This window comes from Streptomyces sp. TLI_55, assembly GCF_900206255.1.
Classification (GTDB): Bacteria; Actinomycetota; Actinomycetes; order Streptomycetales; family Streptomycetaceae; genus Streptomyces; species Streptomyces aquilus.
This window is the reverse complement of record NZ_OAOJ01000005.1, coordinates 38,693-62,780: the sequence shown is the minus strand read 5'-3', so window position 1 is coordinate 62,780 and position 24,088 is coordinate 38,693. Positions and strand designations below refer to the sequence as shown.

The window sequence follows — 24,088 nt, the reverse complement described above, 5'->3', positions numbered from 1 at the left end:
TGAACCCGTCAAGACCTGTGGATTGGGCGTGGTTCAGCGATAGCGCGGGCGTCCGCCGAGGTCCGGGAGCTCGTCCTCGAAGTCACAGGCGGCAACGGCGTCGAGGCCGCGGTTCCAGAATGCTGTGAGCACGTGTGCCACCGCTTCGACGAGGACGGGGGCGGAGTCGTCGGCTTGCGCCTCGATCGTGAACGGCCACCCGATGAAGTCGGCGGCCAGCCCGTCGTCCGGGTTGTCCCGGATCTCGAAGACCATCCGACCTGTTCGGATCGTGTAGTGATCGTCGACGGAGGCGCCGAGAGTCGCCGCGACGAGCGCGGTCACGGACTCGCGATTGCCGCCTCGTAGGTAGATCTGACAGTCCCCGTAGTCCTTCGCTGTGTTCACGCGGCCTGCTCCTTTCGCTCGACCAGGATGCCGTTCTCGAACCGGGCGCCGGTGCGGACCAGGGGTACCAGATGGGCGCCGGTAATCGCGCGCCAGCGTGTCTGGGCGGACTCGACGAGCTTGAACACACGCACGCCGACAACAAGGCGATCGATGCGTTCGCGAAGACCTCTTCGAGTTGCTGGCGGGCGCGGGGGCGCGGTCGGGATGAGTCTGCTCGGTCTCAGCGGCAACCGAGAACAATGCAGGTGTCGTGCGTAGTATCACTATCAGAACTGTGCGGCGGTAACTGGTGCTGCTCTCACAGCACCAAGCGCAAAAGCACACGTTGAATGTCGCAGGCGCCGCGCACGCACTGACCGCGGCGCCCAGAAAGGGTGTGAGCGCCATGTCCCAAACCACCGAACTGACCTCGCAGTACAGCACGCAGGTGACCGGCGACCTTGAACGCAACCTCAAGGAGCAAGAACGCCTCAGCGGTGAAATCGAAGCGCTTCAGGCGCAGTTGGCTGCTCTGCAGCACGACCACACCGTTCTGGTGAATATTCAGCAGGTCCTCGGCGTCTCCGCGACCACCGCTGCGCCTGAGCCCGTCGCGACGGTGCCAGCCGCCCGTAAGAAGGCAGCAGGCGCATCGGGCACAGCCAAGAAGTCCCCCGCAGCCGGGAATCGAACTGGCAAGAAGGCCGCGAAGGCGGCGGCCGCACCGTCGGCATCGCCGACGCTTGTCGACCTCGTGCGAGAACACCTGGCAGGCCAGAACGAACCCCGCTCCGCTGCCGAAATCGCCACCTCGCTGGGTCAGCAACACCCCAAACGCACCATCAAGACCACCGTCGTGCGCACCACGCTCGAAGGGCTCGTGGCCAAGAGCCAGGCCCAGCGCACCAAACAGGGCTCCTCTGTCTTCTACACGGCAGCCGACGCGACGCAGCCAGCACCAGCCAAGACCGAAAGCCAGCCCGAACCGGCCAGTTCCTGACCCGGCCCGTCGATGCCCAACCCCCCTGCTGCCCGGCCCCTCAACGCCGCGCGTGCCTGAACGGAAGGCAAGGGAGCCCAGCCCGATCACCGCAGCGGAGTTGAACGTCGGCGACGAGGTCGTTGCCACCGCGATCCTCGACCGGCTCCTCCACCACTGCGAAGAAGCCGGAACAGCAGCCCGCTTGAGGTCATTGCCCGGCATGCCCGTCGGCCAGCCTTGTGCTGCTGCCTTCGCTCAGCTGATGACGTGCACGGTGACGTACAGATCTCCGGGTGCTCCACCCTGCTGTCCTGGTGCGCCCAGTTCTCTGATCCGGAGCTTCTGCCCGTTCTTGACGCCGGCGGGGATGCGGATTTTGCAGGTGCGCCGCTTGGAGACGACTCTGCCCTCTCCCCGGCATGTGAGGCAGTCCAGGACCCTTGTTTCGTCGCCGGTGGGGGCGCAGGCAGGACAGTTCACGCTGGCGGTGATACGCAGGGAGACGACCGCACCGTAGACGGCTTCGCCAGCGGAGATGGAGACCTCGGACGTGATGTCGGCGCCGCGGTCGGGCGGAGGATCCTCGATGGGCCGGGTGGCGCCGAAATAGCGCTCGTTGATCTCTTCGAGGAGGTCGTAGACCGCACCAGCGCTGTCCGGCCGCCGGGTGGGGTCCTTGGCCAGGAGCTGGTTGACGAGCCGCTCCAGCTCCACAGGGGCATCCGGGCGCAGCATCCCCAGTGGGGTGGGCGGTTCGTTGATGTGCTGGTTGATCAGTTGCCAGGAGGTGCCGGTGAAGAGCCGGCGTCCGGTGACCGTCTCGAAGAGCAAGCAGCCGAGTGAGTACAGGTCGGAGCGGTAGTCAAAGGTTCCGGACAGCGCCTCGGGCGCCATGTACGCCGGCGTGCCGATCAGCACGCCGGCGGTGGTGATGTCGTGCCGTGCGTCGTTCCCTTTGGTGATGCCGAAGTCCACGACCGTCGCCTCGCCGTCGTCCCGGACCATGATGTTGGACGGTTTGATATCCCGGTGGGTCAGCCCGGCCTCGTGTGCGGCGCTCAGCGCGTCGGCGACGCAGGACGCCGTGTACAGGGCCGTCGGCAGGGGCAGCGCTCCGGCCTCGATGACGGAGCTGAGCGATGTGCCGGTGAGCAGTTGCATCACCAGGTAGGCGTAAGGCCGTCCGTGGTGCGTTGCGGAGCCGAAGTCGTGCACGGTGACGATGTGCGGATGGGACAGGCTGCCAGCGACCGCGGCCTCGCGGGCGAAGCGGGCGACCTGCCGGTCGTGGTCCGTGCTGCCGTCGCTGGTGAGGACTTTGACCGCCACTTGGCGGTCGACCCTCGGGTCGTGTGCTCGCCACACCTGCCCGAACCCGCCTGCACCGACTGGCTCGATCAGCCGGTACCGGCCGTCCAGGACGGTCCCGACACCTACAAGTCGTCCCCGCGCCCGCGGGGGTTGCTCCGGCACCGTCCAGCTCCAGTGCGACAGCTTCCGGTCGTCCCCGCGCCCGCGGGGGTTGCTCCTCCCGGGCCTTTCGCTTGTCCAGGCTTCGGAAGTCGTCCCCGCGCCCGCGGGGGTTGCTCCCGACTTCGAGCGGGAGTCCGCGGGGTAGAACTGTCGTCCCCGCGCCCGCGGGGGTTGCTCGTGACTCAAACGCCAGATGGTGTGTTCATCTAAGTCGTCCCCGCGCCCGCGGGGGTTGCTCGACCACGGCGCCTACATCTCCCTCACCCACGTCGTCGTCCCCGCGCCCGCGGGGGTTGCTCTCCTCTGTGCGGGAGTGCCTTAGATCCGTCCGGGTCGTCCCCGCGCCCGCGGGGGTTGCTCCGGGACGTTGTGCTTGGGGGAGTTGGCCATGTTGTCGTCCCCGCGCCCGCGGGGGTTGCTCCTTCGTTACCCGAAGGGGTGACGTTCCGTCACCCGTCGTCCCCGCGCCCGCGGGGGTTGCTCTGCCTTGCGTTGTTCTACGCAACGAAGCCGACCGTCGTCCCCGCGCCCGCGGGGGTTGCTCCTGCACCTCCAGCGCGTCATTCACCCACGCCACGTCGTCCCCGCGCCCGCGGGGGTTGCTCGGCTGTTGTCGGCGCGCGCGGCCCGTCGGGTCCGTCGTCCCCGCGCCCGCGGGGGTTGCTCGACGGTGACCGTGAAGCTCTACGCTGCCAGCACGTCGTCCCCGCGCCCGCGGGGGTTGCTCCCCGGGGCCAGCTGGAAATGGCTCAGCTGGCTTGTCGTCCCCGCGCCCGCGGGGGTTGCTCTACGAATCGGCGATATCCGGTTCGTACGCGTCGGTCGTCCCCGCGCCCGCGGGGGTTGCTCCGGCTCGCCGGGTGGACGGCGGCCGGAGTCGTCGTCGTCCCCGCGCCCGCGGGGGTTGCTCGCACGCGCGGCCGGGGAACGGGGGAGCGCTCGGGTCGTCCCCGCGCCCGCGGGGGTTGCTCCCCAGGTTTGGCCATCGCGCCGAACGCGAGCCCGTCGTCCCCGCGCCCGCGGGGGCTGCTCCCAGCACTGACGGCACTCGCCCGGCGGCGGGTTGTCGTCCCCGCGCCCGCGGGGGTTGCTCTCATCGGGACGTTGGCGCGTCCCTTCTCCGGGTGCCGTCCCCGCGCCCGCGGGGTTGCTCCTTTTCGCGCGCTTCTTCGGCGCCTGGGTGGATGTCGTCCCCGCGCCCGCGGGGGTTGCTCGCCTTGGGCTTTCCCTCGTAGGTGGAACACAGCGTCGTCCCCGCGCCCGCGGGGGTTGCTCCGGGTGTGCGTTCAGCGGGACTTCGGCGTACTGGTCGTCCCCGCGCCCGCGGGGGTTGCTCGCAGACCTACACCGTTTCGGCCGGTTCCATGAAGTCGTCCCCGCGCCCGCGGGGGTTGCTCCCACCCGCGAGGGGCGAGCGTCGATGATGAACCGTCGTCCCCGCGCCCGCGGGGGTTGCTCCCCGGCCCAGCCGATCCCGGACCCGGGCGAGCAGTCGTCCCCGCGCCCGCGGGGGTTGCTCCCCGGCCCAGCCGATCCCGGACCCGGGCGAGCAGTCGTCCCCGCGCCCGCGGGGGTTGCTCCCATCGATCACCGCGTCTGGCTTCCCCGAACGGGTCGTCCCCGCGCCCGCGGGGGTTGCTCCTGGCCCATGACCGCGAGCGCCTCGCGGGTCTCGTCGTCCCCGCGCCCGCGGGGGTTGCTCCCGGGAGCGGTTCGCGGAGATCGGGGGCGTGGAGTCGTCCCCGCGCCCGCGGGAGTTGCTCGAGTCCCTCGCCGGCCTATCGCTGGCGCGTCGTGTCGTCCCCGCGCCCGCGGGGGTTGCTCGGGGACCCTGGCGGTCGCCGTCCTGGAGAGCGCGTCGTCCCCGCGCCCGCGGGGGTTGCTCCAGCGCGGCCGACGTCGGCACGCCGTAGGTGGCGTCGTCCCCGCGCCCGCGGGGATTGCTCCGCATTCGTGCAGGGCATCAACCGGGGCGACCGGTCGTCCCCGCGCCCGCGGGGGTTGCTCCCAGAGGATCTGGGCGGCGACGTCCTGCCCGTTGTCGTCCCCGCGCCCGCGGGGGTTGCTCGCGGCTCAAGGAGATCGCCCGCGCCATCCGCGAGTCGTCCCCATGCCCCGCGGGGGTTGCTCGCGGGGCATGCCCTCGCCGATGGCGGGGGTCGAATCGTCCCCGCGCCCGCGGGGGTTGCTCCAGCCGCGCGGACTCGGTGGCCTCGACCTCCCGGTCGTCCCCGCGCCCGCGGGGGTTGCTCCACGGCCAGCCGGACCACGGACCGTGTCATTGAGTCGTCCCCGCGCCCGCGGGGGGGGTGGCTCGGACTTCAAGGACTGGCTGTGCCCCGCCTGCCAGTCGTCCCCGCGTCCGCGGGGGTTGCTCGAGATCGGCCCACTTCACGCCTCGGACAGGCTGTCGTCCCCGCGACCGCGGGGGTTGCTCCCACTACTGGGAGAACGTCTATCTCGGCCTCCCGTCGTCCCCGCGCCCGCGGGGTCCCTCCACGCAGCCGACCGCGAGCCCGAGGGCCGCGTTGGCCGCGCCCCCACTGGGATGGTCCCCGGCCACGTACCCCCAGCAAGACCCTGAGCAAGACGTCCCGTCAGAACCCGGCGCCTGCGTTCCGTGACGGTCTCAGCGACCGCCGCGTGATCGCGCCTGGATCGCCTCCCATCATGGGGGGACGCGCCTTGGTCCACCGGGTTGAGTCCTGCCTTGGCCTCACCGATAGCGACTATGCGCTTCTCACCGCGTGGCTGGGATAACCGTCCGGGGCGGGCGCCCGTCAACGGAGCGACAGGCCAACACCCCAACGGCAGCGGACCGTTCAGCGAGAACTTGGACTAGCCAGCCGGCCTTGGCTGCTTTCTCAACCAGGGCTCAGGTACAGGCCAGGCGGTTGAACCACCCCCTCAGGCGAGGAAAGCAGCATCTGATGCGGCTTCGGGCCCGGGGTTCGGTTATGCAGCCTGGAGGCCGGTGCGTGCACTGCGAAAGCTGGCCGTGCTACCCGTTCGTGGGCCTCCAGGACTGCCCGCTCTGACGGGGGCGGGCCATCAAGGTGAGGCCATCAAAATCCACAGGCATCCAGCGTTCGCGGCCGGCAGTGCGGGTGGTCCAGCCTTGTTCAGTCGTTGCGGGTTCGATCATGACTGCTTGGCCGTCATGGATTCGTTCGGCGAGGACGTTCCACAGTCTGTCGCGGATGCGGGGGTTCGGGTTTCCCACGTAAACGCCGGCGGCGACTTCGACGAGCCACCGGGTGAGGTGTCCGCGCAGGCCGGGCGGGGCTGCGACGAGGACCACCACGGTCGTGCCGGCGTTCATGCTGTCTCCTCGTTGGCGGAGGTGTCCGGTTCGGCGAGTTCCGGGAGGATGTCGAGGTGCGCTGTGGCGCTCCAGTTACGGCCGCAGCTGACGACGGTGTCACCGTCGTCCCAGAGGGCGCCTAGGTCCTCGTCGGAGATGTCGCTGCCTTGGGGTACGAGGAGCTGTTTGATGTCGGCGACGATGCGGGGCAGGAGCTTGCCCTGGACGACGGCGTCGCGCAGGGCGGTGCGGGCGTCGCGTTCCGAGGTCAAGCCCTGGGCGGCGAGGTCGAAGGCCAGCGGGATGGTGTATTCGGCCTTGTAGAGGTCGGCGATGTCCAGCACGAAGGAGAGTGCGTTGCCGGTGTGGACGAAGCCGAGCGCGGGGCTGGCACCGAGTCCGGTGATCGCGGCGTGGCTGATGCCGTAAAGGGCGGAATTGGCAGCGGACAGGAGGCGGTTGACGTCGTCGCCCGCGGCGAAAGCGTCTCCCGGCTTGTAGTCACGCTTGGTCCATGGCACGCCGGTGCGCTGTGAGTGCTGGGCGTAGAGGCGGCGGATGCGGGTGCCTTCTCGGCCCCGGAGTTGTTGCAGGGTCAGACCGGTCGTGTCTTCCCCGGGGAAGCGCATCTCGTACATGCGGCGTGCTACGGCGACGCGTTCTTTGGGGCGGGTGACCAGCCATGCCTGGCGGAGTTGGAGCTGGGATCCGCGGGCGATGCCGGTGCCGGTGGCGTAGAGGCGTACGCCGTGCTCGCCGACCCAGCACACGGCGGTGCCGGAGTCGGCGAGCAGGGTGACGGCGGGGTGGGTGATGCGGCTGCCGGGGCCTATCAGGAGGACTGCGAGCCAGGCGGCCGGGACGTGGATGGTGCGGGCCTTGTTGACCAGGACGATGGCGTTGTCATCGCGGTCGATGTGGCAGCGTTCGGCGTAGAGGCTGCTGATGCGGTCCTCGAGCCGGTGGACGTCATGTGGGCCGGTGCGCCACCACGGTTCAGCCACGGCCGGCATCCTCGGTGGGGCGGAGCGGGGCCAGGGTGAGGAGCCCCTGCCCGTAGCCCTTGGCGGGACCGATGCCGCCGAGGAGGGTGGCGCGCAGGGCGTCGGGGTCGGTGACGCGCAGCCGCCCTTCGAAGGTGGCGGTCGACAGAGTGACGCGGGGTCCGGCCTTGCCCTTGCTGAAGCGCAGGATGTCGTGGCTGACGACGGTGACCGCCGGCCCCGCCGACAGGTCCAGGTCGTCTGCGCCGGCCGGCTTCAGGCCGGGGGCGGGCGGCGTGGCGGTGGCGTCGGGGATGGCGAAGCCGTGGCGTTCGCACCGCTTGAGGAGCCACTGGAGCTGCTGGGGCACGGTGCGGTGGGCGACGCGGAAGCCGCGGGGGCGGTTGCCGTTGTCGGCGCCTTCCTTCAGGCGGGCAGCCTGCTGCTCGCTGGGCCGGGTAGGTCGGGCGACGCTTTGGACGGGGTTGGCGGTGAGGCGGAAGCCGAACTCGCGGCCGCGGGCGATGCGCTCGAGCAGGGGCGTGTAGTCGGCGATGAGTGGGTCGCCTCCGTCGGCTCCGGGCCAGCCGGCGTCGTCGACGAGGTGGGCCCAGGAGGGGCGGCTCTCGGTGAGGACGAGGACTTCGGCGCGACTGGGGTTGTTGTTCTCCAGACGCCACAGGACGCGCTCGGTGACGGGCTGGACGGCCAGTCCGGCCAGGATGGCGGCGTGCAGACGGTGGGGGCTGGAGAGCAGGGAGATGGCGGCCCGGCGGCGCGGGTTGAGGGCGATCTTCGACAGGTAGGGCATGTGGTCACCAGCCCAGAAGGGCGAACGGGTCGTGGCCGGACTGTCCGGCGCCGGAGTCCGGTGCGGGGTGGGGTGGCCGGGGGCGGCCGGTGGGCACGGTGACCCAGAGGTGGCGCACGGTACGGCGGCCGAAGGTGGTTCCGGTTTTGAGGTCGTAGGTGTCGGGGACGTCGACGGCGAGGTGGTCGCCGGCCGGGTCCTCTACGGTGGCCTCCAGGGACACGATGGTGTCCTGGACCTGGCGGCGGCGGTGGCTGCCCGCCTGCCACGGCACCTCGTTCAGCGCGAACTCCAGGGCCGTGTCGGGCCGCAGGCCGAGACTGACGGGGCCGGTGGGCGGGCAGGAGCGGCGGCCCAGGGACAGCGGGTGGACGGGATGCCGGACGGCCTCTTCCAGGCTCTCCATGAGGGTCTTCGGGCCGCGGAGGGCTGCGACGAAGACGGCGTCTTGGAGGTAGAAGCGCTGGGTGATGCCGGTGTATTTGGGGGGTGTGGTCCGGGTCTGCTGTCCCTTGGCGTTGGTCTTGGCTGACAGCAGCGGGAGCCCCCGGTAGTCGCTGTAGGTGTGGTAGTCGCGCAGGAGGGTGCCCGGCTGGTCGGCCCGGACGCCGAGCTCAAGTCCGAGCAGGTCGGCGATGGACGCCTCCCGGTCGCGTCCCTCGGCGGCGGCCAGGAGGCCGAGGACTCCGGACTTGGTGGGCTGGGGGCGGGTTTCGCGCCGGTTGTAGCGGGACGGTCCGCCCCAGGACTGCAGGGGGGCGGCCAGGCGCAGCACCAGGACCGCGTGCTCGGTGCCGGTCATCAGAGATCGGCCTCCACGCTGTTGCCAGCCTCCGCGGTCGTGGGCGGGGCCAGTTCTTTGCCGTCGAGCCAGTCGCCGACCAGGGTGGCCATGGAGTCGAGGAGGGCGGGGAAGGGCAGGGAGGAGCCGAACGCCTCGTTGATCTTGTCGTTTTCGGTGGTGTAGGTGGCCAGCGTCCGCAGCGGCCTTGTGCCCCATGTCTGGCCGACGGCCGTGAGTTCGTCGGCGAGGCGCACGACGGATTCCGCGGCCAGGCCGGTGACGCCGGTGACGGGCTCCTCGTATGCGGAGACCAGGTTGACCGGCTGGTCGGTGCGGACGGTCAGCAGTACCAGGTGCGGCAGGGTGCGGTGGGCGAAGGAGTTCTGGTGGCCGGTGGGCATGGAGCGTGCGAAGGCGTCGACGAAGCGGACGGCTGTCTCGCGGGTCTCGGCGGCGTCGGAGAGGTTGTCGCGGAGCTGGTGTACGCCCAGGACGGCGTACCGGTACAGGGTGGAGGAGTTGAACTCGACGGTGCCGATCATTCCGGCGCCGTGGTCCTCGGTGTTCTCGTCGTCGACCGCGGTGTAGTAGTCGAACTCGGTGCGCACGGCGTGGGTGGACAGGGCGTGCGCGACCTGGACGGAGGCGTCCACGTTCAGCGTGGGCAGGTCGGCGACCATGCGGCCGAACAGAGCGACCTCTGCCGGGTGTCCGGTGGACAGCGTCTGTACGACGGAGAGCTTCTTCACCTCGTCCTTCAGCTCGTCGTCGGGCAGGGCGGCCAGTGCGGCGGCACGGCCGTCGAGCTGCTTCACCAGGGCGTCGAGCTGCTTTTTGCCGAAGAACAGCAGGTACGCAGACTGGTCTTCCTTCTTCGAGGACTTGGTGATGCCGAGCGGCTCCAGCAGTGCGGCGGCCAGGCGGTCGGCCTGCTCCTCCGTAAGGCCGGCGCCGCCCTTGTCGGCAGGGCGGGCGAGGCGCTGGGCGAGCAGGGTGGAGATTCGTTTGGTGCGAGTGGCCCGGTCGGCCTCGGGCACCTGCCGGGCGTACTCGATGCGGGTCGCGCGCTTCCACGCCTGCGAGGAGACGCGGGCACGGCGGGCACCGCCGAAGACGGCTTGCTTGGGCGTGCCGGAGTCATCCCGGTTGACGTTGGACGGCGGCAGGCTCTGCAGGATGTGCACCTCGACGAACAGGTTCGGCTGGTTCATGGCCTGGCTCCTTGGGGGCAGGGGCGCCGCCGAGGCGGCACTCAGGTGTGAGGGTCGAAAGGGCGGGAGGAGAGGGGGGTTTCGGGCGGGCCGCGAACGCGGTGCGGCCGTGTGGCCGGCTGTCTTGGGCAGTGGCGTCAGGACGTCGCCGCGGTGTGGAAGTCGCGGTCCCAGCGCTGCCGGAAAAACGTGGCGGTGCCGGGGCGGCGAGGGTCGTCCCAGGTACGCAGGGCGTTGCGGAGCAGGTCATAGTCGAGTGCGACGCCGGCCTGGTTCAGCAACGGGATGAGGGATCGCAGATGCATGACGAGTTCGTCGACGTCGACGGAGGTGAGCAGGACACCGAAGCGCCTGTGCAGCGCCACGGTGGCGCTCTTGCCCGCGCCGTCGGCGGCCGCCTTCTTGGCGAGCAGGCCGGCGGCGGTGCCCGGGCTGTTGCCGGCGACGTGCATCGGGCGCACGTGCGTCTGCTGGTGACGGGCGAAGAGGGTGAGCGCTGCATGTTCGGCCGCCAGGTCCCGCGTGAGGGCTCCCTTGTCACGCAACTCGAACGTCATGCGGGTGCGATAGAACGCCCACATGGCGGCCACCGTCCCTGCCTCGCGTCCGGTGCCTGAGCCCAGCGCGGCCAGTTCCGCACCCATCTCCCCGCCGGGGCCGAACGTCGTCCAGTACGGTGCGGGCTCACGGCCCGTCCCGGCGCCATGCTCGTCCTCGTCCTCGCCGCTGCGGGGAAGGGGGATGCCCGGGTCGGTGTACTGCAGGCCCCAGGCCCGCAGGGTGCGGTTCCTTTCCGGCCCGTCCCACCGGGCCAGCTCCCAGAACAGGCGGGTGTAGTCCAGGCCGACGCCCGCCCGCGCCAGCAGCGGTACGAGCCGCTGCAGGTGCTGTGCTAATTCGTGCAGGTCCTGGGCCGTGGCGGCCGCGGTCAGCCGCCGTTCCACCGCGGACTGCGTCAGGGCTTCGCTTTGGCGCAGCCGCAGACATGCGGTGCCCAGCCCGATGCCGCTCTGGTGGACGAGTTCGGACGCGGCGTGCTGGTGCAGGCCGAACAGGGTCAGTGCGTAGTGCTCGGCGACGTAGGCGTCGTCTAGAAGGTCCGCGCCCTCGTCCGGGAGAAAGACACGGTGGAGGGTGCGCATGGACGCGGCGGTGCCGGCCTCTTGGCCCACGCCTTCACGCACGGCCCTCAGGCTGCGCGCGATGTACTCGCAGAACTCCGGGCGCCGTCGTTCAACGCGCCGCACCTGCCAGTCCCTGGCAGCCTCCTCCCAGAAGAACGGCCGCGCCCGGCCCGTCGAGAAACGCCTCGTGCGCGTGCTGGGAAGAGAGGTCATAGCGCCGCCTCCGTCGTCGTGGCGCGGCGTTCTTCAGCGGCCCGCTGCAGAATCTCGGCGAGTTGCGCCCGGAAGATGCCGATGGCCTTGCCGCTGCGGTACACGAACTCCCTCTCCCCGTTCCTGACGGTGCGGCCCACGACGGCGCGCGGCGGGGCGGCGGCGAGCAGCAGGTCGGCTTCCCTGTTCGCGGCGATCTGCACGGACTGCTCCCAGGCCAGCTGGGCGCGCTCGAGGAGGTCGCCGTCGTCCTCGCCGACAGTCCGCAGCCCGACGAGGAGGCGGCGCATGGTGCGGTCCAGGGAGTGCAGGAACTGGGCGGAGGGCCTGCTGCCTTTGTCCCTGGGCAGTGGATCGCCGCCCGCGGCGCGCCGCAGGTCGTTGTTGAGGGCGTCGAGCGCGCGGGCGACCCGGTCGGCCTGCTCGACGCATTCCAGCAGGGCTTCGCGCAGCCACTTGTCCTGGGCGAGCAGGGCGTTGACGGGCAGGGGCAGGTCGTCTCCGATGGCGTTCTCCACCACGGCGGACTGCGTGCCGTACTCAAGACCCGAGGTCTCCACACCGAGTGGGTAGCGTGGGGAGAGCACCTTCTCGGCCTGCAGATTCCCGATCTGCTGCAGCAGCAGTGACGTGTAGGGTCCGTCGCCCTGCTCGGGCAGGGTCATGGCCAGGAGGGTGCTCAGTCCCTGCCAGGGCTGCCCGGCCCGAGGTGTGCCGGCGGGGCCGTTGGTGCGGCTGGTCCTTCTTCGGTTTGGCCGTGTGCTGCCATGCGGTGTGCGGCTCGTCCTGGGGGGTGCGCGCCAGGCGGTCGCCGGCGGACACGATCACCCGGTTCACCCGCAGCCCCTGCTGCGTCTCGCAGGTGAACAGGCGCACCCTGCGCGCCTGGAAGGTCAGGAGGTCCAGCAGCCCGCTCGCCGGGCGCTCCGACCAGGTGGGGGTGGCCGGCGACGTGCAGCCGAGGCTCGCCGGACGCTCGTCCCAGGCCCACTGCGGTCGGTCACCGGGCTTGAGACCGTCGGGCAGCACCGGCGTGTTCAGCAGCAGCGTCTCGTACAGCGTCGCTCCGGTGGGGACGATGACACCGAGCTGGCCGCAAGGCCCGGTCGGGTTGCCGGTTGTCTTGCCGTTCTTCGCCTGCGGGTCGCCCTCGGCGCCGGTCTTGATTGACGCCGTGTCCCAGCAGTGCGCATGCAGCAGCCACAGTGCGGCGTCGCCGGGCGTCAGCAGCAGTTCGTCCGTCTCACACAGCGCGCTGAACAGGGGCACGTTGTTTCCGGACGCGATCGACGGCACCAACTGCGCTGCGGACTTGGTCTCGCCGTTCAGCGCTTTCAACTCTGCGACCTGTGCGAACGGGCGCACCGTGTCGAAAAGCCGGAACCTGTCCCCGTAACGGCCGGGACCCAGGTACTGGCTGATGCGCGTGAGTTCCTCCGTCGAGAACCTCCCGCGGCAAAACCGCTCCCCCCACTCCTGCCGGCTCTGTGGCACCCCGAGGGCGTCGAACATGACCGGCAGTAGCAACTGACGGAGCACCACTGGCAGCATCGTGTGCACCGGCAGCTCCAGGCGCCGGATCCTGTGTGCTTCGGATAACGCGCCCAGCAGACCGACGTGCCGAGTGGACCCATCCACATCGACCACGGTCAGCATCGCGCCGTGGACCAAGTCTCCGTTGACGTCCATGGCGGCTCCCCCCTCCATGAGGTTGGCCCCACGTCCCCCCGGACATGAGGACGGCAGTTTGATGCAATTCCCCCCGGCACGCATCGCTTTGTCGTGCATCACGGTTCCACACAACTTTCAATGCTTGCAAGCTGATTGGCCGTTCTCGTGGCGGCGAATTCTCGCCAACTCCTCAGCTGTGGCCAAAGGCTCAGTAGGCTCTTGGTGGGCGTGCGGAGCGCTCCCGCTTCCCCGCAATGCCGGGGGTGTTCCCTTTCACTGCTTCATGTGGTCCCCGCACGAGCGGGGTCGATGGATGCCGCGGGAACGCTCCGCACACTCCTCCCGCTCACCCTCGCTCGACGACCAGGCCCAGCACGTCGTCGTAGGAGACCCGGTCTGCCCCCAACAAGGCGGTGCCGCCGTCCTCCAGCACCAGCGCCAACCGGTACTTGAGCCACGGACGGTCCAACCACCCCGGCAGAGGGCGCAGCTCGGCCTGAACGGCTGCGGTGAGCCGTGCCGGAAGCCGGATGATCCCGCCCATCAGCCGGTCGGTCACCTCGTCGTCGTCCACCTCGCCGTTAACGCCGAGCCAGGTGCCGTCGTAGGCCCGGTAGCCGCCGGGAACCCGGCGGACGATCACCGCCTCGACGGTAGGGTCGCCGTCCCGGACGACGGCGTCGAGCTGTTCCTCGGTAGCGGCCCGACTGCCCGCGTAGTGCAGGCCCTCGAGGGTGGGAAAGGCCCACTCCCGCTGACGGCACAGGAGAAACTCCTCCGCCTTCGCCTGCCGCTTCAGCTCCTTCGCCTGCCACTGCTCCAGGGCTTCGGCCTCGTGCCAGCCGGCCGGGCAGATCTCATCGCTGCCGTAGGCCCGGGCCACCAGCCCTGGCACGTCGGCGGGAATGCTCCACCCCGCCCCCTGCTCCGGCCGCGGATGCGCGTTCTGCGCTTCCGCGGTGGCCGGAAGAGATCCTGCGCTCTGCGTGACGAGAGCCGCCGCCCGCAGCAAAGACCACCTGCCGTAGATCGCCTCCGAGGCTTGGAGAAACCGCGGGACGCCGTCCCCGCCTGCCGCCACACCGGTGACCACAACCCGCGGCACCCTGTGGGCGTCGGGGCGGCGCGTGCCGCTGTGACGGTGCAGCCGGCCGATGCGCTGCAAGAGCAGATCGGTGGGAGCCAGGTCGGTGATCAGAACGTCAGCGTCCACGTCGAAGGACTGCTCCGCGAGCTGCGTGGCAATCACCACCATGCGCTCCGGCCGCTCCGCACCGGCCTGCGGCCCCATCAGACGCAGACACTGCGCCGTCCGCTCGGCACGGTGCGCGGCACACAGTCGTGCATGCAGCAGATGCAGTTCCCCCTCGAAGCCGCCCGCGCACAGTTCGTCGTAGACCGCCTGTGCACGGGCGACCTGATTGACCACCACCAGGGCCACACCGCCGTCGGCGACAAAGGTGCGCACCTCCTTCGCCACCCGCGCACCGGAGATCTCGACATCGGGCAGCCAGGCGAGGTTCACCGGCATCGATTCCCGCCAGGACTGCACCACCTCACGCGAGGTCTCGGCCACAGCCTGACCGGCCACGCCGTAGGCGACCGTGACGCATGGGTAGCCGGCCGGCTCCGGTACCGGCTGATGCACCTCCGCCGTCCCCAGCACGCCGGACAGGTAGGCGTCCACGAACAACTGCCGCTGAGCGGGCGGCAACGTCGCCGACAGCAGCACCACCGGAACGCGCGCCTGCCCCAGCCAGCGCAGCGCCTCCACGAGGAACTGCCGCATGTAGACGTCCGCGGCATGCACCTCGTCAACGATCACGACCTTCCCCGCCAGCCCAGCGAACCGGAGCATGACATGGCGAGTACGGGTCGCCGCATGCAGCAGATGGTCGACCGTACCGACGGCGAACGCGGTGAGCAGGCCCCGCTTGTGGCCGAGAAACCAGTGCGCAGGACCGTCCGCCCCGGAGGCTGAGCCGCCTCCCGCCAGCGGCTCAGCCAGAGCCATCCCGTAATCGGCATCCTCGTCGATGGCTCCGAAGTCATCCCCCTCCCCGGCCCCGAAGTCGCTTGCCTGGCACTCGCAGCCGTCACCATCGCCATCACTGTCGCTGTCCGGGCGCGGCTTTCCCTCCCAGATCGCCCGCCACCAGGCGTTGAACCGCCGGCGTCCATGCAGGAGCGCAACCTGCGACTCAAGCTCCGGGTCGAACGTGCGCACCCACTGCAGCACCTGCTCGTACATCGGGTCGCACGTCGCCTGCGTCGGCATCGCCACGAACACACCGTCGAGACCGAACCGAGCCGCCAGCACCTCGGCGGCCGCCAGCGCCGCCTTCGTCTTGCCCTCCCCCATGGGCGCCTCCGCGACCAGGACCCCCGGCACCGGCATCGACCACGCCCGCTCCACCAGCTCCCGCTGCGACGCCCGGGCAGTAACTCCCAGCCGGTCCGCCAGCGGGGCCAGTTGCGTCGGCGGCAGCGCAAGATCCCGCCAGCCACCACGTAAGCGCAGCCGTGCCCACTGCTCCTCCATACAGCGCCGGGCCTCGTCGAACGAGACCGCCTCCGCGTCCGCAAGTCCCCGGCCCATACGGCCGGCGCTCGCGATCCAGTCCGCCATCACGATCAGACCCGACAGTGCAAGCTGCTCCGCCTTCCTCAAATCGGCCACCGGCCGCACGTCCGCCAAGTCCTGGAAACCGACAGCACAGGTGAACACGTCCACCACCGCACGCTGCGCCTCAGCCCAAGCAGGCCCCCGGCCCTGTACCTCTCGGTGCGGCGGCTCAAGACCACCCACGGACGGAAACGCACCGTGGTGACCGGCCACCAGCGGCCATATCCATCCGGCAGCTTCCTCGCTTCCCCACTCGGCAACCAGCCGCGGCTTCAGCAACGCGGCGCCGGCGACATCGTGACGCCACCTCTTTCGCCGGTCGGTCGGCAGCCGCCCCCACGTCAGCCCCGACGCCAGCACTGGAGCAGCCTCAACCGCGTCCACGGCCTGGAACGCCGGGCACGCCTTCCCACAGTCGTGAATACCGCACACCCACATGAACCACAGCCGGCCCCGGCCCCCGCTGATCTCATCCAGCCTCTGCCTAAACGCCCGCGACAGATACTGATCCCACATCAGCCCTGCTACCGCTGCCGTGTCCAGCAGATGCCCCAGCAACAGATGGCTCCGCCCACCGTTCTTCGCCGCCGACTTCCCCCAAAGCCGCGACACCCGTTCAACAGCCTCCGGCGACAGCCCCATCGCCTCCATCAGCCGGACGACGGACCCCTCACGCTCCACCACGGACCCCCTCCACTCAGGCGCCCTGGCACACTAGACCCCGCCACTGACAACGCCCCCGAACGAAGACACAGACGCGGAATGCAGGTAAACGAAAACCAGCCCCCTCGCTAGCATCACCGCAGATCACAAAGAGTCGTCCCCGCGCCTGCGGGGGTTGCTCTCACCGTCTGACAGCTGCCGGCACCCAGGAGGAGTCGTCCCCGCGCCTGCGGGGGTTGCTCCCTGGTCCAGGCCCTTGGGGTCAGTGACCTTTTGTCGTCCCCGCGCCTGCGGGGGTTGCTCCGGGGACAGCTTGTTGCTGGAGCCGTTCTGCGGGTCGTCCCCGCGCCTGCGGGGGTTGCTCCCCTGAGAGCGAGAACGAATGCCAAGCCGGTTCGTCGTCCCCGCGCCTGCGGGGGTTGCTCCCTGATGAAGGTCACCGGCCTGTCGACTCCGGAGTCGTCCCCGCGCCTGCGGGGGTTGCTCGACGAACAGCGACGCCAAGCCCGCGCCCTCGGTGTCGTCCCCGCGCCTGCGGGGGTTGCTCCTCCGGCCGGGCGTGGTTCTCGGTGTTCCCGAGGTCGTCCCCGCGCCTGCGGGGGTTGCTCCGGCCGGCCCTACCCCACCCGCAACCCGGCCCCGTCGTCCCCGCGCCTGCGGGGGTTGCTCCCCGCACAACCACAAGTACACGCTGAGCCTGACGTCGTCCCCGCGCCTGCGGGGGTTGCTCTCGGTCAGATCCTGCGCGTTGACGACGTGGCGCGTCGTCCCCGCGCCTGCGGGGGTTGCTCGTGGTTGAGGGTGCGGCGTCGGCCGAGGGTGGTGTCGTCCCCGCGCCTGCGGGGGTTGCTCCTCGCCGCCATGGGCTACGGCGACCTCGCCGCCCGTCGTCCCCGCGCCTGCGGGGGTTGCTCCGACTGCCCGGAGCTGCTGGACCTCGGCCACGCGTCGTCCCCGCGCCTGCGGGGGTTGCTCCCGTCACCGCGCTGCAAGGCACCGTCACCGCCAGTCGTCCCCGCGCCTGCGGGGGTTGCTCCCCGCACTACTGGGCGGAGAAGCTCGGCGGTGGGTCGTCCCCGCGCCTGCGGGGGTTGCTCCCTCAAGACGGCCCACTTCTACTGCAACAGCGTGTCGTCCCCGCGCCTGCGGGGGTTGCTCCGGTGTGCCGGCCTCGCGCGGGGATGGCGATGGGTCGTCCCCGCGCCTGCGGGGGTTGCTCTCGAACGAGATCATCGGCAGGTCGCACGGAGGCGTCGTCCCCGCGCCTGCGGGGGTTGCTCCCCGCAGCACTCCAGCCCGCACCCTGCCGAAGCGTCGTCCCCGCGCCTGCGGGGGTTGCTCCTGGCTGAGACGGACAGTGTGGTGCACAGCGAAGTCGTCCCCGCGCCTGCGGGGGTTGCTCGCTCTGGGTCCCGCTCGACCAGCGCGTCGCGCAGTCGTCCCCGCGCCTGCGGGGGTTGCTCCGAGCACAGCAGCAGAGCGCATGGTCCCCCCCAAGTCGTCCCCGCGCCTGCGGGGGTTGCTCCGAGCTCGTCGACGCGGGCCGGTTGGAGATCGGGTCGTCCCCGCGCCTGCGGGGGTTGCTCCGCCAGCAGGCCCGTGCCCGCACCGGCGGCCGCGTCGTCCCCGCGCCTGCGGGGGTTGCTCCTCCCGGAGCCACGTCGGGTCTATCCGGACCTCGTCGTCCCCGCGCCTGCGGGGGTTGCTCCACGTCGCCAAGATGTACGGCACCCCCCGCATGGTCGTCCCCGCGCCTGCGGGGGTTGCTCGTGCTGGTAGGGATGGAGCTGGAACCTGTAGTGGTCGTCCCCGCGCCTGCGGGGGTTGCTCTCCGCAGCAGGTGTCCTACGAGACGATCGGCCCGTCGTCCCCGCGCCTGCGGGGGTTGCTCTGCGGGTGGACTCTATGAGTCCGTTTGTGGTGTGTCGTCCCCGCGCCTGCGGGGGTTGCTCGCGCGGGGTGCCGACGGAGAAGGCCGGCAAGGAGTCGTCCCCGCGCCTGCGGGGGTTGCTCCTCCGTTCCCTGGGACGAACTGACTCCCGAGGAGTCGTCCCCGCGCCTGCGGGGGTTGCTCCCAGAACAGTGGGGAGTCCGGGGACCACGGCGGGTCGTCCCCGCGCCTGCGGGGGTTGCTCCCCGCGCAGTCTGGCGGGCAGTTGTCACATGTCGTCGTCCCCGCGCCTGCGGGGGTTGCTCCCCCTACAGCTTCGGGATCGAGCACGTGGCCGCGTCGTCCCCGCGCCTGCGGGGGTTGCTCGACGAACTCCACCCGATCCCCTCTCCCCGCGCCGTCGTCCCCGCGCCTGCGGGGGTTGCTCCATCCGCTCCAAGGCGATCCCGGCGGACGTCACGTCGTCCCCGCGCCTGCGGGGGTTGCTCCGCCTCGCCGACGTCTGGCACGCCGTCGAATGGGTCGTCCCCTCGCCTGCGGGGGTTGCTCCTGATCCAGACCCGCAGCGTCCCCGTTCTCGTCGTCGTCCCCGCGCCTGCGGGGGTTGCTCCCTACTGGCGAGTCCCCGGTGGGCACACGTCATGTCGTCCCCGCGCCTGCGGGGGTTGCTCCCGCCATGACCACCACCCGCACCGCGCCCCGCAGTCGTCCCCGCGCCTGCGGGGGTTGCTCCGCGAACAGACTGCTGCCGACGGCACACGCTGGGTCGTCCCCGCGCCTGCGGGGGTTGCTCCAAGATCCCGGAGCACATCGCCCGCATGGTCGGGTCGTCCCCGCGCCTGCGGGGGTTGCTCCTCGGCTCCCCTCGTCGGGTCGTTCTCCCTGTCGTCGTCCCCGCGCCTGCGGGGGTTGCTCCGAGCCATCGGCCGGCGGGGTGTTCCTGCACGAGTCGTCCCCGCGCCTGCGGGGGTTGCTCCTCCAACATCCGGTTCTTCCTCACCACCACCGAGTCGTCCCCGCGCCTGCGGGGGTTGCTCGCTCCGTCGCGACCTGGGCGCGGTGCTCGACGCGTCGTCCCCGCGCCTGCGGGGGTTGCTCCCGCCTGACACTGGGCCACCACGCGGCGGACCGGTCGTCCCCGCGCCTGCGGGGGTTGCTCGTTCCTCAGCCAGGCCGGGATTGCCTGCGAGGGGTCGTCCCCGCGCCTGCGGGGGTTGCTCGCCTGATGGACATCGACCCCGCAGACATCGTCGGTCGTCCCCGCGCCTGCGGGGGTTGCTCCCAGAACAACGCCGTCACCGTCACTGTCCAGTCGTCGTCCCCGCGCCTGCGGGGGTTGTTCCCCCGCGCTGGCCGCCTACGAGGGGTTCGGCGCGTCGTCCCCGCGCCTGCGGGGGTTGCTCCCGCCCGACTCCTGCCGCGGCTCCTGAAGGGGCGTCGTCCCCGCGCCTGCGGGGGTTGCTCCCAGAACAACGCCGTCACCGTCACTGTCCAGTCGTCGTCCCCGCGCCTGCGGGGGTTGCTCCCCCGCGCTGGCCGCCTACGAGGGGTTCGGCGCGTCGTCCCCGCGCCTGCGGGGGTTGCTCCCGCCCGACTCCTGCCGCGGCTCCTGAAGGGGCGTCGTCCCCGCGCCTGCGGGGGTTGCTCGGCAGCCAGCATCGAGGCGGCGGCCGACACCACGTCGTCCCCGCGCCTGCGGGGGTTGCTCCCGGACGCCCTCACCACGCAGGCAACCCACGCCGTCGTCCCCGCGCCTGCGGGGGTTGCTCCGAGCTTCTTGTTCACGTCATCACCTCAGACGAGTCGTCCCCGCGCCTGCGGGGGTTGCTCGCTCAAGGAGCGCTGGAGTTGGTACCGGGGCCCGTCGTCCCCGCGCCTGCGGGGGTTGCTCGCTGGCCTGAGCCGTGCCGCTCGACGACGCGTCGTCGTCCCCGCGCCTGCGGGGGTTGCTCCTCCGGGCCCTTGGCGAGCACGTACGCGGCTTCGTCGTCCCCGCGCCTGCGGGGGTTGCTCCTGCGCGAGGGGGACGTCGTCCTCGACCAGGGCGTCGTCCCCGCGCCTGCGGGGGTTGCTCGGACAGGGCCTGATCATGACCGCCATCCTCAGCGTCGTCCCCGCGCCTGCGGGGGTTGCTCGACTCACTCAGGTGCATAGAGCATGGGCGAAACGTCGTCCCCGCGCCTGCGGGGGTTGCTCTGCTGGCTGGCCGTCAGCTGGGCCGCCGTACACGTCGTCCCCGCGCCTGCGGGGGTTGCTCGGTTTTCCTCGTCACCGGGCTGTTGGTCGGCTACGTCGTCCCCGCGCCTGCGGGGGTTGCTCCTCCAACGGGCCGGCGGCCTGACCTACATCAACGTCGTCCCCGCGCCTGCGGGGGTTGCTCGTGGTGCCCGGGTTGCGCCAAGTGCTCGTGCGTGTCGTCCCCGCGCCTGCGGGGGTTGCTCGCAGCGGCTGCCCTGCGCTGCTTGCTCCCGCAGGTCGCCCCCGCGCCTGCGGGGGTTGCTCGTCGCGGCACACAAGTACTCCGGCCTGTTCGTGGTCGTCCCCGCGCCTGCGGGGGTTGCTCGGCGGAGGAGGAGAAGGCGAAGCAGGCGGAGGTGTCGTCCCCGCGCCTGCGGGGGTTGCTCATGACCCGCGCTGACCTGAAGGTGGCGCGCGGGGTCGTCCCCGCGCCTGCGGGGGTTGCTCCTCGCCGCGCTCGGCGAGCGGGAGGACATCCGCGTCGTCCCCGCGCCTGCGGGGGTTGCTCCCTCGGCGGAGAGGTCGTCAGGGTGTACGGGCAGTCGTCCCCGCGCCTGCGGGGGTTGCTCCCCAACCCGCATGACCCGCTGCGCCCCGCCGGCGTCGTCCCCGCGCCTGCGGGGGTTGCTCCCGACATCGGATCAACTCCAGGACCTGCACGACGTCGTCCCCGCGCCTGCGGGGGTTGCTCCGCCGTTCAACTCACCCGTCTATCCGCATCTGGGTCGTCCCCGCGCCTGCGGGGGTTGCTCGTCGGCGAGCCATTCCGCGTACGTCTGCTTGTGGTCGTCCCCGCGCCTGCGGGGGTTGCTCGACGCGGCGCAGCCGGAATCCGATCAGGCCGACGTCGTCCCCGCGCCTGCGGGGGTTGCTCCCGGACCCGGGCGAGCCGTTGGGGACGTTCGTGGTCGTCCCCGCGCCTGCGGGGGTTGCTCCCGCGGCACCATCTACGACCCACGCTGTGCCTGGTCGTCCCCGCGCCTGCGGGGGTTGCTCTCCGAGACGACGACGCGCGTCTTCGCCGCCCTCGTCGTCCCCGCGCCTGCGGGGGTTGCTCGCTGGGGTCGACCTTGCCGGGCTGGACCTCTTTGTCGTCCCCGCGCCTGCGGGGGTTGCTCCGAACACCTGCATCAATCTCCTCCTCACGCCGCGTCGTCCCCGCGCCTGCGGGGGTTGCTCCCATCGACTGAGAGGACACCATGACCCGCGACCGTCGTCCCCGCGCCTGCGGGGGTTGCTCTTCAGCGATGGCCACCTCGGGGCCGGCGGGGGCGTCGTCCCCGCGCCTGCGGGGGTTGCTCGATCTGGTGGCGCCTGAGCGTGGCCAGATTCAGGTCGTCCCCGCGCCTGCGGGGATTGCTCCCCGGAAACGGCGTCTGGTTACGCTCCCCTCACGTCGTCCCCGCGCCTGCGGGGGTTGCTCGGGCAGCTGGTCACCTGGATGCCCGGCATGGACGTCGTCCCCGCGCCTGCGGGGGTTGCTCGCTGCGCCAGATCGACGCCCGAGATCGTGCCCTGTCGTCCCCGCGCCTGCGGGGGTTGCTCGAAACTCCAGCTGATCATGTACGCGGCTGTCCTGTCGTCCCCGCGCCTGCGGGGGTTGCCCGAGGCCGTGGGCAACGGTCAGGATCTGGGGCCAGTCGTCCCCGCGCCTGCGGGGGTTGCTCCGGCGGCAACAGCACCTTCGACTCGGTGCATCAGTCGTCCCCGCGCCTGCGGGGGTTGCTCGGTGTCCGGCTCGGCGGGCGGGGGCGCCACCCAGTCGTCCCCGCGCCTGCGGGGGTTGCTCCTCGGTCTCGTACTCGATGTCCGCGGGCATCGGGTCGTCCCCGCGCCTGCGGGGGTTGCTCGACGTCGAGAGTGGGGAGAAGGGCGAGCGCGTGGTCGTCCCCGCGCCTGCGGGGGTTGCTCCAGAGTCTGGACCACTCCAGCCCTCGTCCCGCTGTCGTCCCCGCGCCTGCGGGGGTTGCTCCTCCGGGTGAGGACCGGAGACGCCGGTGAGCGAGTCGTCCCCGCGCCTGCGAGGGTTGCTCGAACAGCGTGGCGACGAGCGTCATCACGCTGAGGTCGTCCCCGCGCCTGCGGGGGTTGCTCCGGCAGGCGGCGGCGCTCCTCGGTCGTCGTCCTGTCGTCCCCGCGCCTGCGGGGGTTGCTCGCTCGCCGCGGCCTATGGCCTCGATGTGTCGGCGTCGTCCCCGCACCCGCGGGGGTCTCTCCCTCGACGGGGAGCCTTGGCAGTTCGACGTGGCGCCGTCCCCGCACCTGCGGGGGTCTCTCGGTTCAGGTTCAGCAGCACGGTTGGGCCACCTCGTCGTCCCCGCACCCGCGGGGGGTCTCTCCGCAGCGTTCGGGCTCGTCTGCGGCCACGACGGGTCGTCCCCGCATCCGCGGGGGTCTCCCATGGAGTCAGACAACGGTCGAACCGTGCCCGTGGCCGTCCCCGCACCCGCGGGGGTCTCCCACGCGCTGGTGGACTACCGACCCGACCTGTAGCCGTCCCCGCGCCCGCGGGGGTTGCTCCGTCACGGCGCGCCGACAGCCTGAGTGCGCCACGTCGTCCCCGCGCCCGCGGGTATTGCTCCCTGGCCATGGTCGACCACATCGACCGCTCCGTGTCGTCCCCGCGCCCGCGGGGGTTGCTCGCGGACGGCAGAAAACGCGGTGCGCGAGGCCGCCGTCGTCCCCGCGCCCGCGGGGTTTACTCGAAGGATTACCGCGATGTGCTGATGGACCTCGAGTCGTCCCCGCGCCTGCGGGGGTTGCTCCATCGTCTACCGGCGTCTGCCCGACGAGGCCAAGTCGTCCCCGCGCCTGCAGGGGTTGCTCGCGGCCTATGAGGGGCCGGAGAACGAGCAGGCGGTCGTCCCCGCGCCTGCGGGGGTTGCTCCGTGCTGTCCGGGATCGCGAACCCGGTGGCGGGGTCGTCCCCGCGCCTGCGGGGTTGCTCCAGCGGCATCGCTACCGGGAGCAGTGCGGTGATGTCGTCCCCGCGCCTGCGGGGTTGCTCACCACCTGGTCCGCTTGTTGGTTGAATGACCACGTCGTCCCCGCGCCTGCGGGGGGTGCTCCCTGTTCCGCGGCAGTCTCGCGACCGCCATAGCGTCGTCCCCGCGCCTGCGGGGGTTGCTCGTCGTTGATAGCACCGGTACAGCCAGACCCGGCGTCGTCCCCGCGCCTGCGGGGGTTGCTCCGCCACCATCCGCCGGATTGCCGTCTCGGGCGCGTCGTCCCCGCGCCTGCGGGGGTTGCTCGACGAACACCTCGTACAAGCTCAGCGTGGCCGCGTCGTCCCCGCGCCTGCGGGGGTTGCTCCCGGGCTCGTCGGGCCCTGTCCCGTGTGCAGCTGTCGTCCCCGCGCCTGCGGGGGGTTGCTCCTGTGATGTGTCCGGTGTCAGTGACACCCGGGTGTCGTCCCCGCGCCTGCGGGGGTTGCTCGGTGGAGTCTCCCGGGTGGTGGCTTCAGCGTCTGTCGTCCCCGCGCCTGCGGGGTTGCTCTCCCTTCCCCTTCGCCCTCTCCGCACCGTCTGGGTCGTCCCCGCGCCTGCGGGGGTTGCTCGTCCGGGCCGGTGAACAGCAGACGGCCCTGCATGTCGTCCCCGCACCCGCGGGGGTTGCTCGAGTACTGCCCGAAGTCGTGGAACCCTGTGATCGTCGTCCCCGCACCCGCGGGGGTTGCTCATGACCCGCGCTGATCTGAAGGTGACGCGCGGGGTCGTCCCCGCACCCGCGGGGGTTGCTCGGCGTT

Annotated in this window: 10 protein-coding genes, 3 pseudogenes and 5 CRISPR repeat arrays (1 of these 18 only partly in view); of the genes and pseudogenes, 1 reads left to right on the top strand and 12 read right to left on the bottom strand. The window is 71.3% G+C overall.

The window, feature by feature from the left end:
- Positions 1-33: 33 nt before the first annotated feature.
- Both CRP56_RS45965 and CRP56_RS45960 read right to left on the bottom strand, forming a co-directional pair.
- Positions 34-387: a hypothetical protein gene (locus tag CRP56_RS45965; protein ID WP_097276151.1), complete on the bottom strand. Its 354-nt coding sequence runs from the start codon at positions 385-387 to the stop codon at positions 34-36.
- Positions 384-515, bottom strand: a pseudogene (locus tag CRP56_RS45960) (IS256 family transposase); the annotation flags it as partial. The pseudogene CRP56_RS45960 and the gene CRP56_RS45965, both read right to left, overlap by 4 nt.
- A 260-nt stretch (positions 516-775) precedes the next feature.
- On the opposite strand from CRP56_RS45960, the gene CRP56_RS45955 reads away from it, so the two are divergent.
- Positions 776-1,369, top strand: coding sequence for a hypothetical protein (locus CRP56_RS45955; protein ID WP_097276149.1), 594 nt, complete (start codon positions 776-778; stop codon positions 1,367-1,369).
- A 237-nt stretch (positions 1,370-1,606) separates the two neighbouring features.
- Here CRP56_RS45955 and CRP56_RS45950 read toward each other — a convergent pair whose 3' ends face one another.
- The 10 genes and pseudogenes from CRP56_RS45950 to CRP56_RS45910 all read right to left on the bottom strand — a co-directional run bounded on the left by CRP56_RS45950 (position 1,607) and on the right by CRP56_RS45910 (position 16,232).
- Entirely contained in the window at positions 1,607-2,749 is a 1,143-nt protein-coding gene (locus tag CRP56_RS45950) for a protein kinase domain-containing protein (protein ID WP_257042445.1), read from the bottom strand.
- A 41-nt stretch (positions 2,750-2,790) separates the two neighbouring features.
- Positions 2,791-3,917: a CRISPR direct-repeat array (repeat unit 28 nt; unit sequence GTCGTCCCCGCGCCCGCGGGGGTTGCTC).
- 92 nt (positions 3,918-4,009) lie between these two features.
- Positions 4,010-4,892: a CRISPR direct-repeat array (repeat unit 28 nt; unit sequence GTCGTCCCCGCGCCCGCGGGGGTTGCTC).
- 933 nt (positions 4,893-5,825) lie between these two features.
- Entirely contained in the window at positions 5,826-6,146 is a 321-nt protein-coding gene (gene cas2e / locus CRP56_RS45945) for a type I-E CRISPR-associated endoribonuclease Cas2e (RefSeq protein ID WP_097276147.1), read from the bottom strand.
- Positions 6,143-7,132 carry a type I-E CRISPR-associated endonuclease Cas1e gene (gene cas1e / locus CRP56_RS45940; protein WP_218878154.1) on the bottom strand — a complete coding sequence of 330 codons (990 nt, stop codon included), beginning with the start codon at positions 7,130-7,132 and terminating at the stop codon, positions 6,143-6,145. Before cas1e ends, cas2e begins: the two co-directional genes overlap by 4 nt.
- A complete protein-coding gene (gene cas6e / locus CRP56_RS45935) occupies positions 7,125-7,922 on the bottom strand; it encodes a type I-E CRISPR-associated protein Cas6/Cse3/CasE (protein WP_097276144.1) in 798 nt (265 codons plus the stop codon). Before cas6e ends, cas1e begins: the two co-directional genes overlap by 8 nt.
- A gap of 4 nt (positions 7,923-7,926) precedes the next feature.
- A complete protein-coding gene (gene cas5e, locus CRP56_RS45930) occupies positions 7,927-8,724 on the bottom strand; it encodes a type I-E CRISPR-associated protein Cas5/CasD (RefSeq protein ID WP_097276141.1) in 798 nt (265 codons plus the stop codon).
- Positions 8,724-9,917, bottom strand: coding sequence for a type I-E CRISPR-associated protein Cas7/Cse4/CasC (cas7e, locus tag CRP56_RS45925; protein ID WP_097276139.1), 1,194 nt, complete (start codon positions 9,915-9,917; stop codon positions 8,724-8,726). Before cas7e ends, cas5e begins: the two co-directional genes overlap by 1 nt.
- Positions 9,918-10,054: 137 nt before the next feature.
- Positions 10,055-11,254 carry a type I-E CRISPR-associated protein Cse2/CasB gene (gene casB / locus CRP56_RS45920; RefSeq protein WP_097276137.1) on the bottom strand — a complete coding sequence of 400 codons (1,200 nt, stop codon included), beginning with the start codon at positions 11,252-11,254 and terminating at the stop codon, positions 10,055-10,057.
- Positions 11,251-11,943: pseudogene (locus CRP56_RS48990) on the bottom strand (type I-E CRISPR-associated protein Cse1/CasA); the annotation flags it as partial. The gene casB and the pseudogene CRP56_RS48990, both read right to left, overlap by 4 nt.
- A 67-nt stretch (positions 11,944-12,010) precedes the next feature.
- A pseudogene (casA, locus tag CRP56_RS45915) lies at positions 12,011-12,910 on the bottom strand (type I-E CRISPR-associated protein Cse1/CasA); the annotation flags it as partial.
- 361 nt (positions 12,911-13,271) lie between these two features.
- The gene (locus CRP56_RS45910) at positions 13,272-16,232 is read right to left on the bottom strand and encodes a CRISPR-associated helicase/endonuclease Cas3 (RefSeq protein WP_097276185.1); all 2,961 of its coding nucleotides are present in this window, start codon (positions 16,230-16,232) and stop codon (positions 13,272-13,274) included.
- 135 nt (positions 16,233-16,367) lie between these two features.
- Positions 16,368-22,620: a CRISPR direct-repeat array (repeat unit 28 nt; unit sequence GTCGTCCCCGCGCCTGCGGGGGTTGCTC).
- Positions 22,621-23,382: 762 nt separating this feature from the next.
- Positions 23,383-23,778: direct repeats of the CRISPR family, unit length 28 nt; unit sequence GTCGTCCCCGCGCCTGCGGGGGTTGCTC.
- Positions 23,779-23,870: 92 nt separating this feature from the next.
- Positions 23,871-24,088: a CRISPR direct-repeat array (repeat unit 28 nt; unit sequence GTCGTCCCCGCGCCTGCGGGGGTTGCTC) (it continues 1,032 nt past the right edge of the window).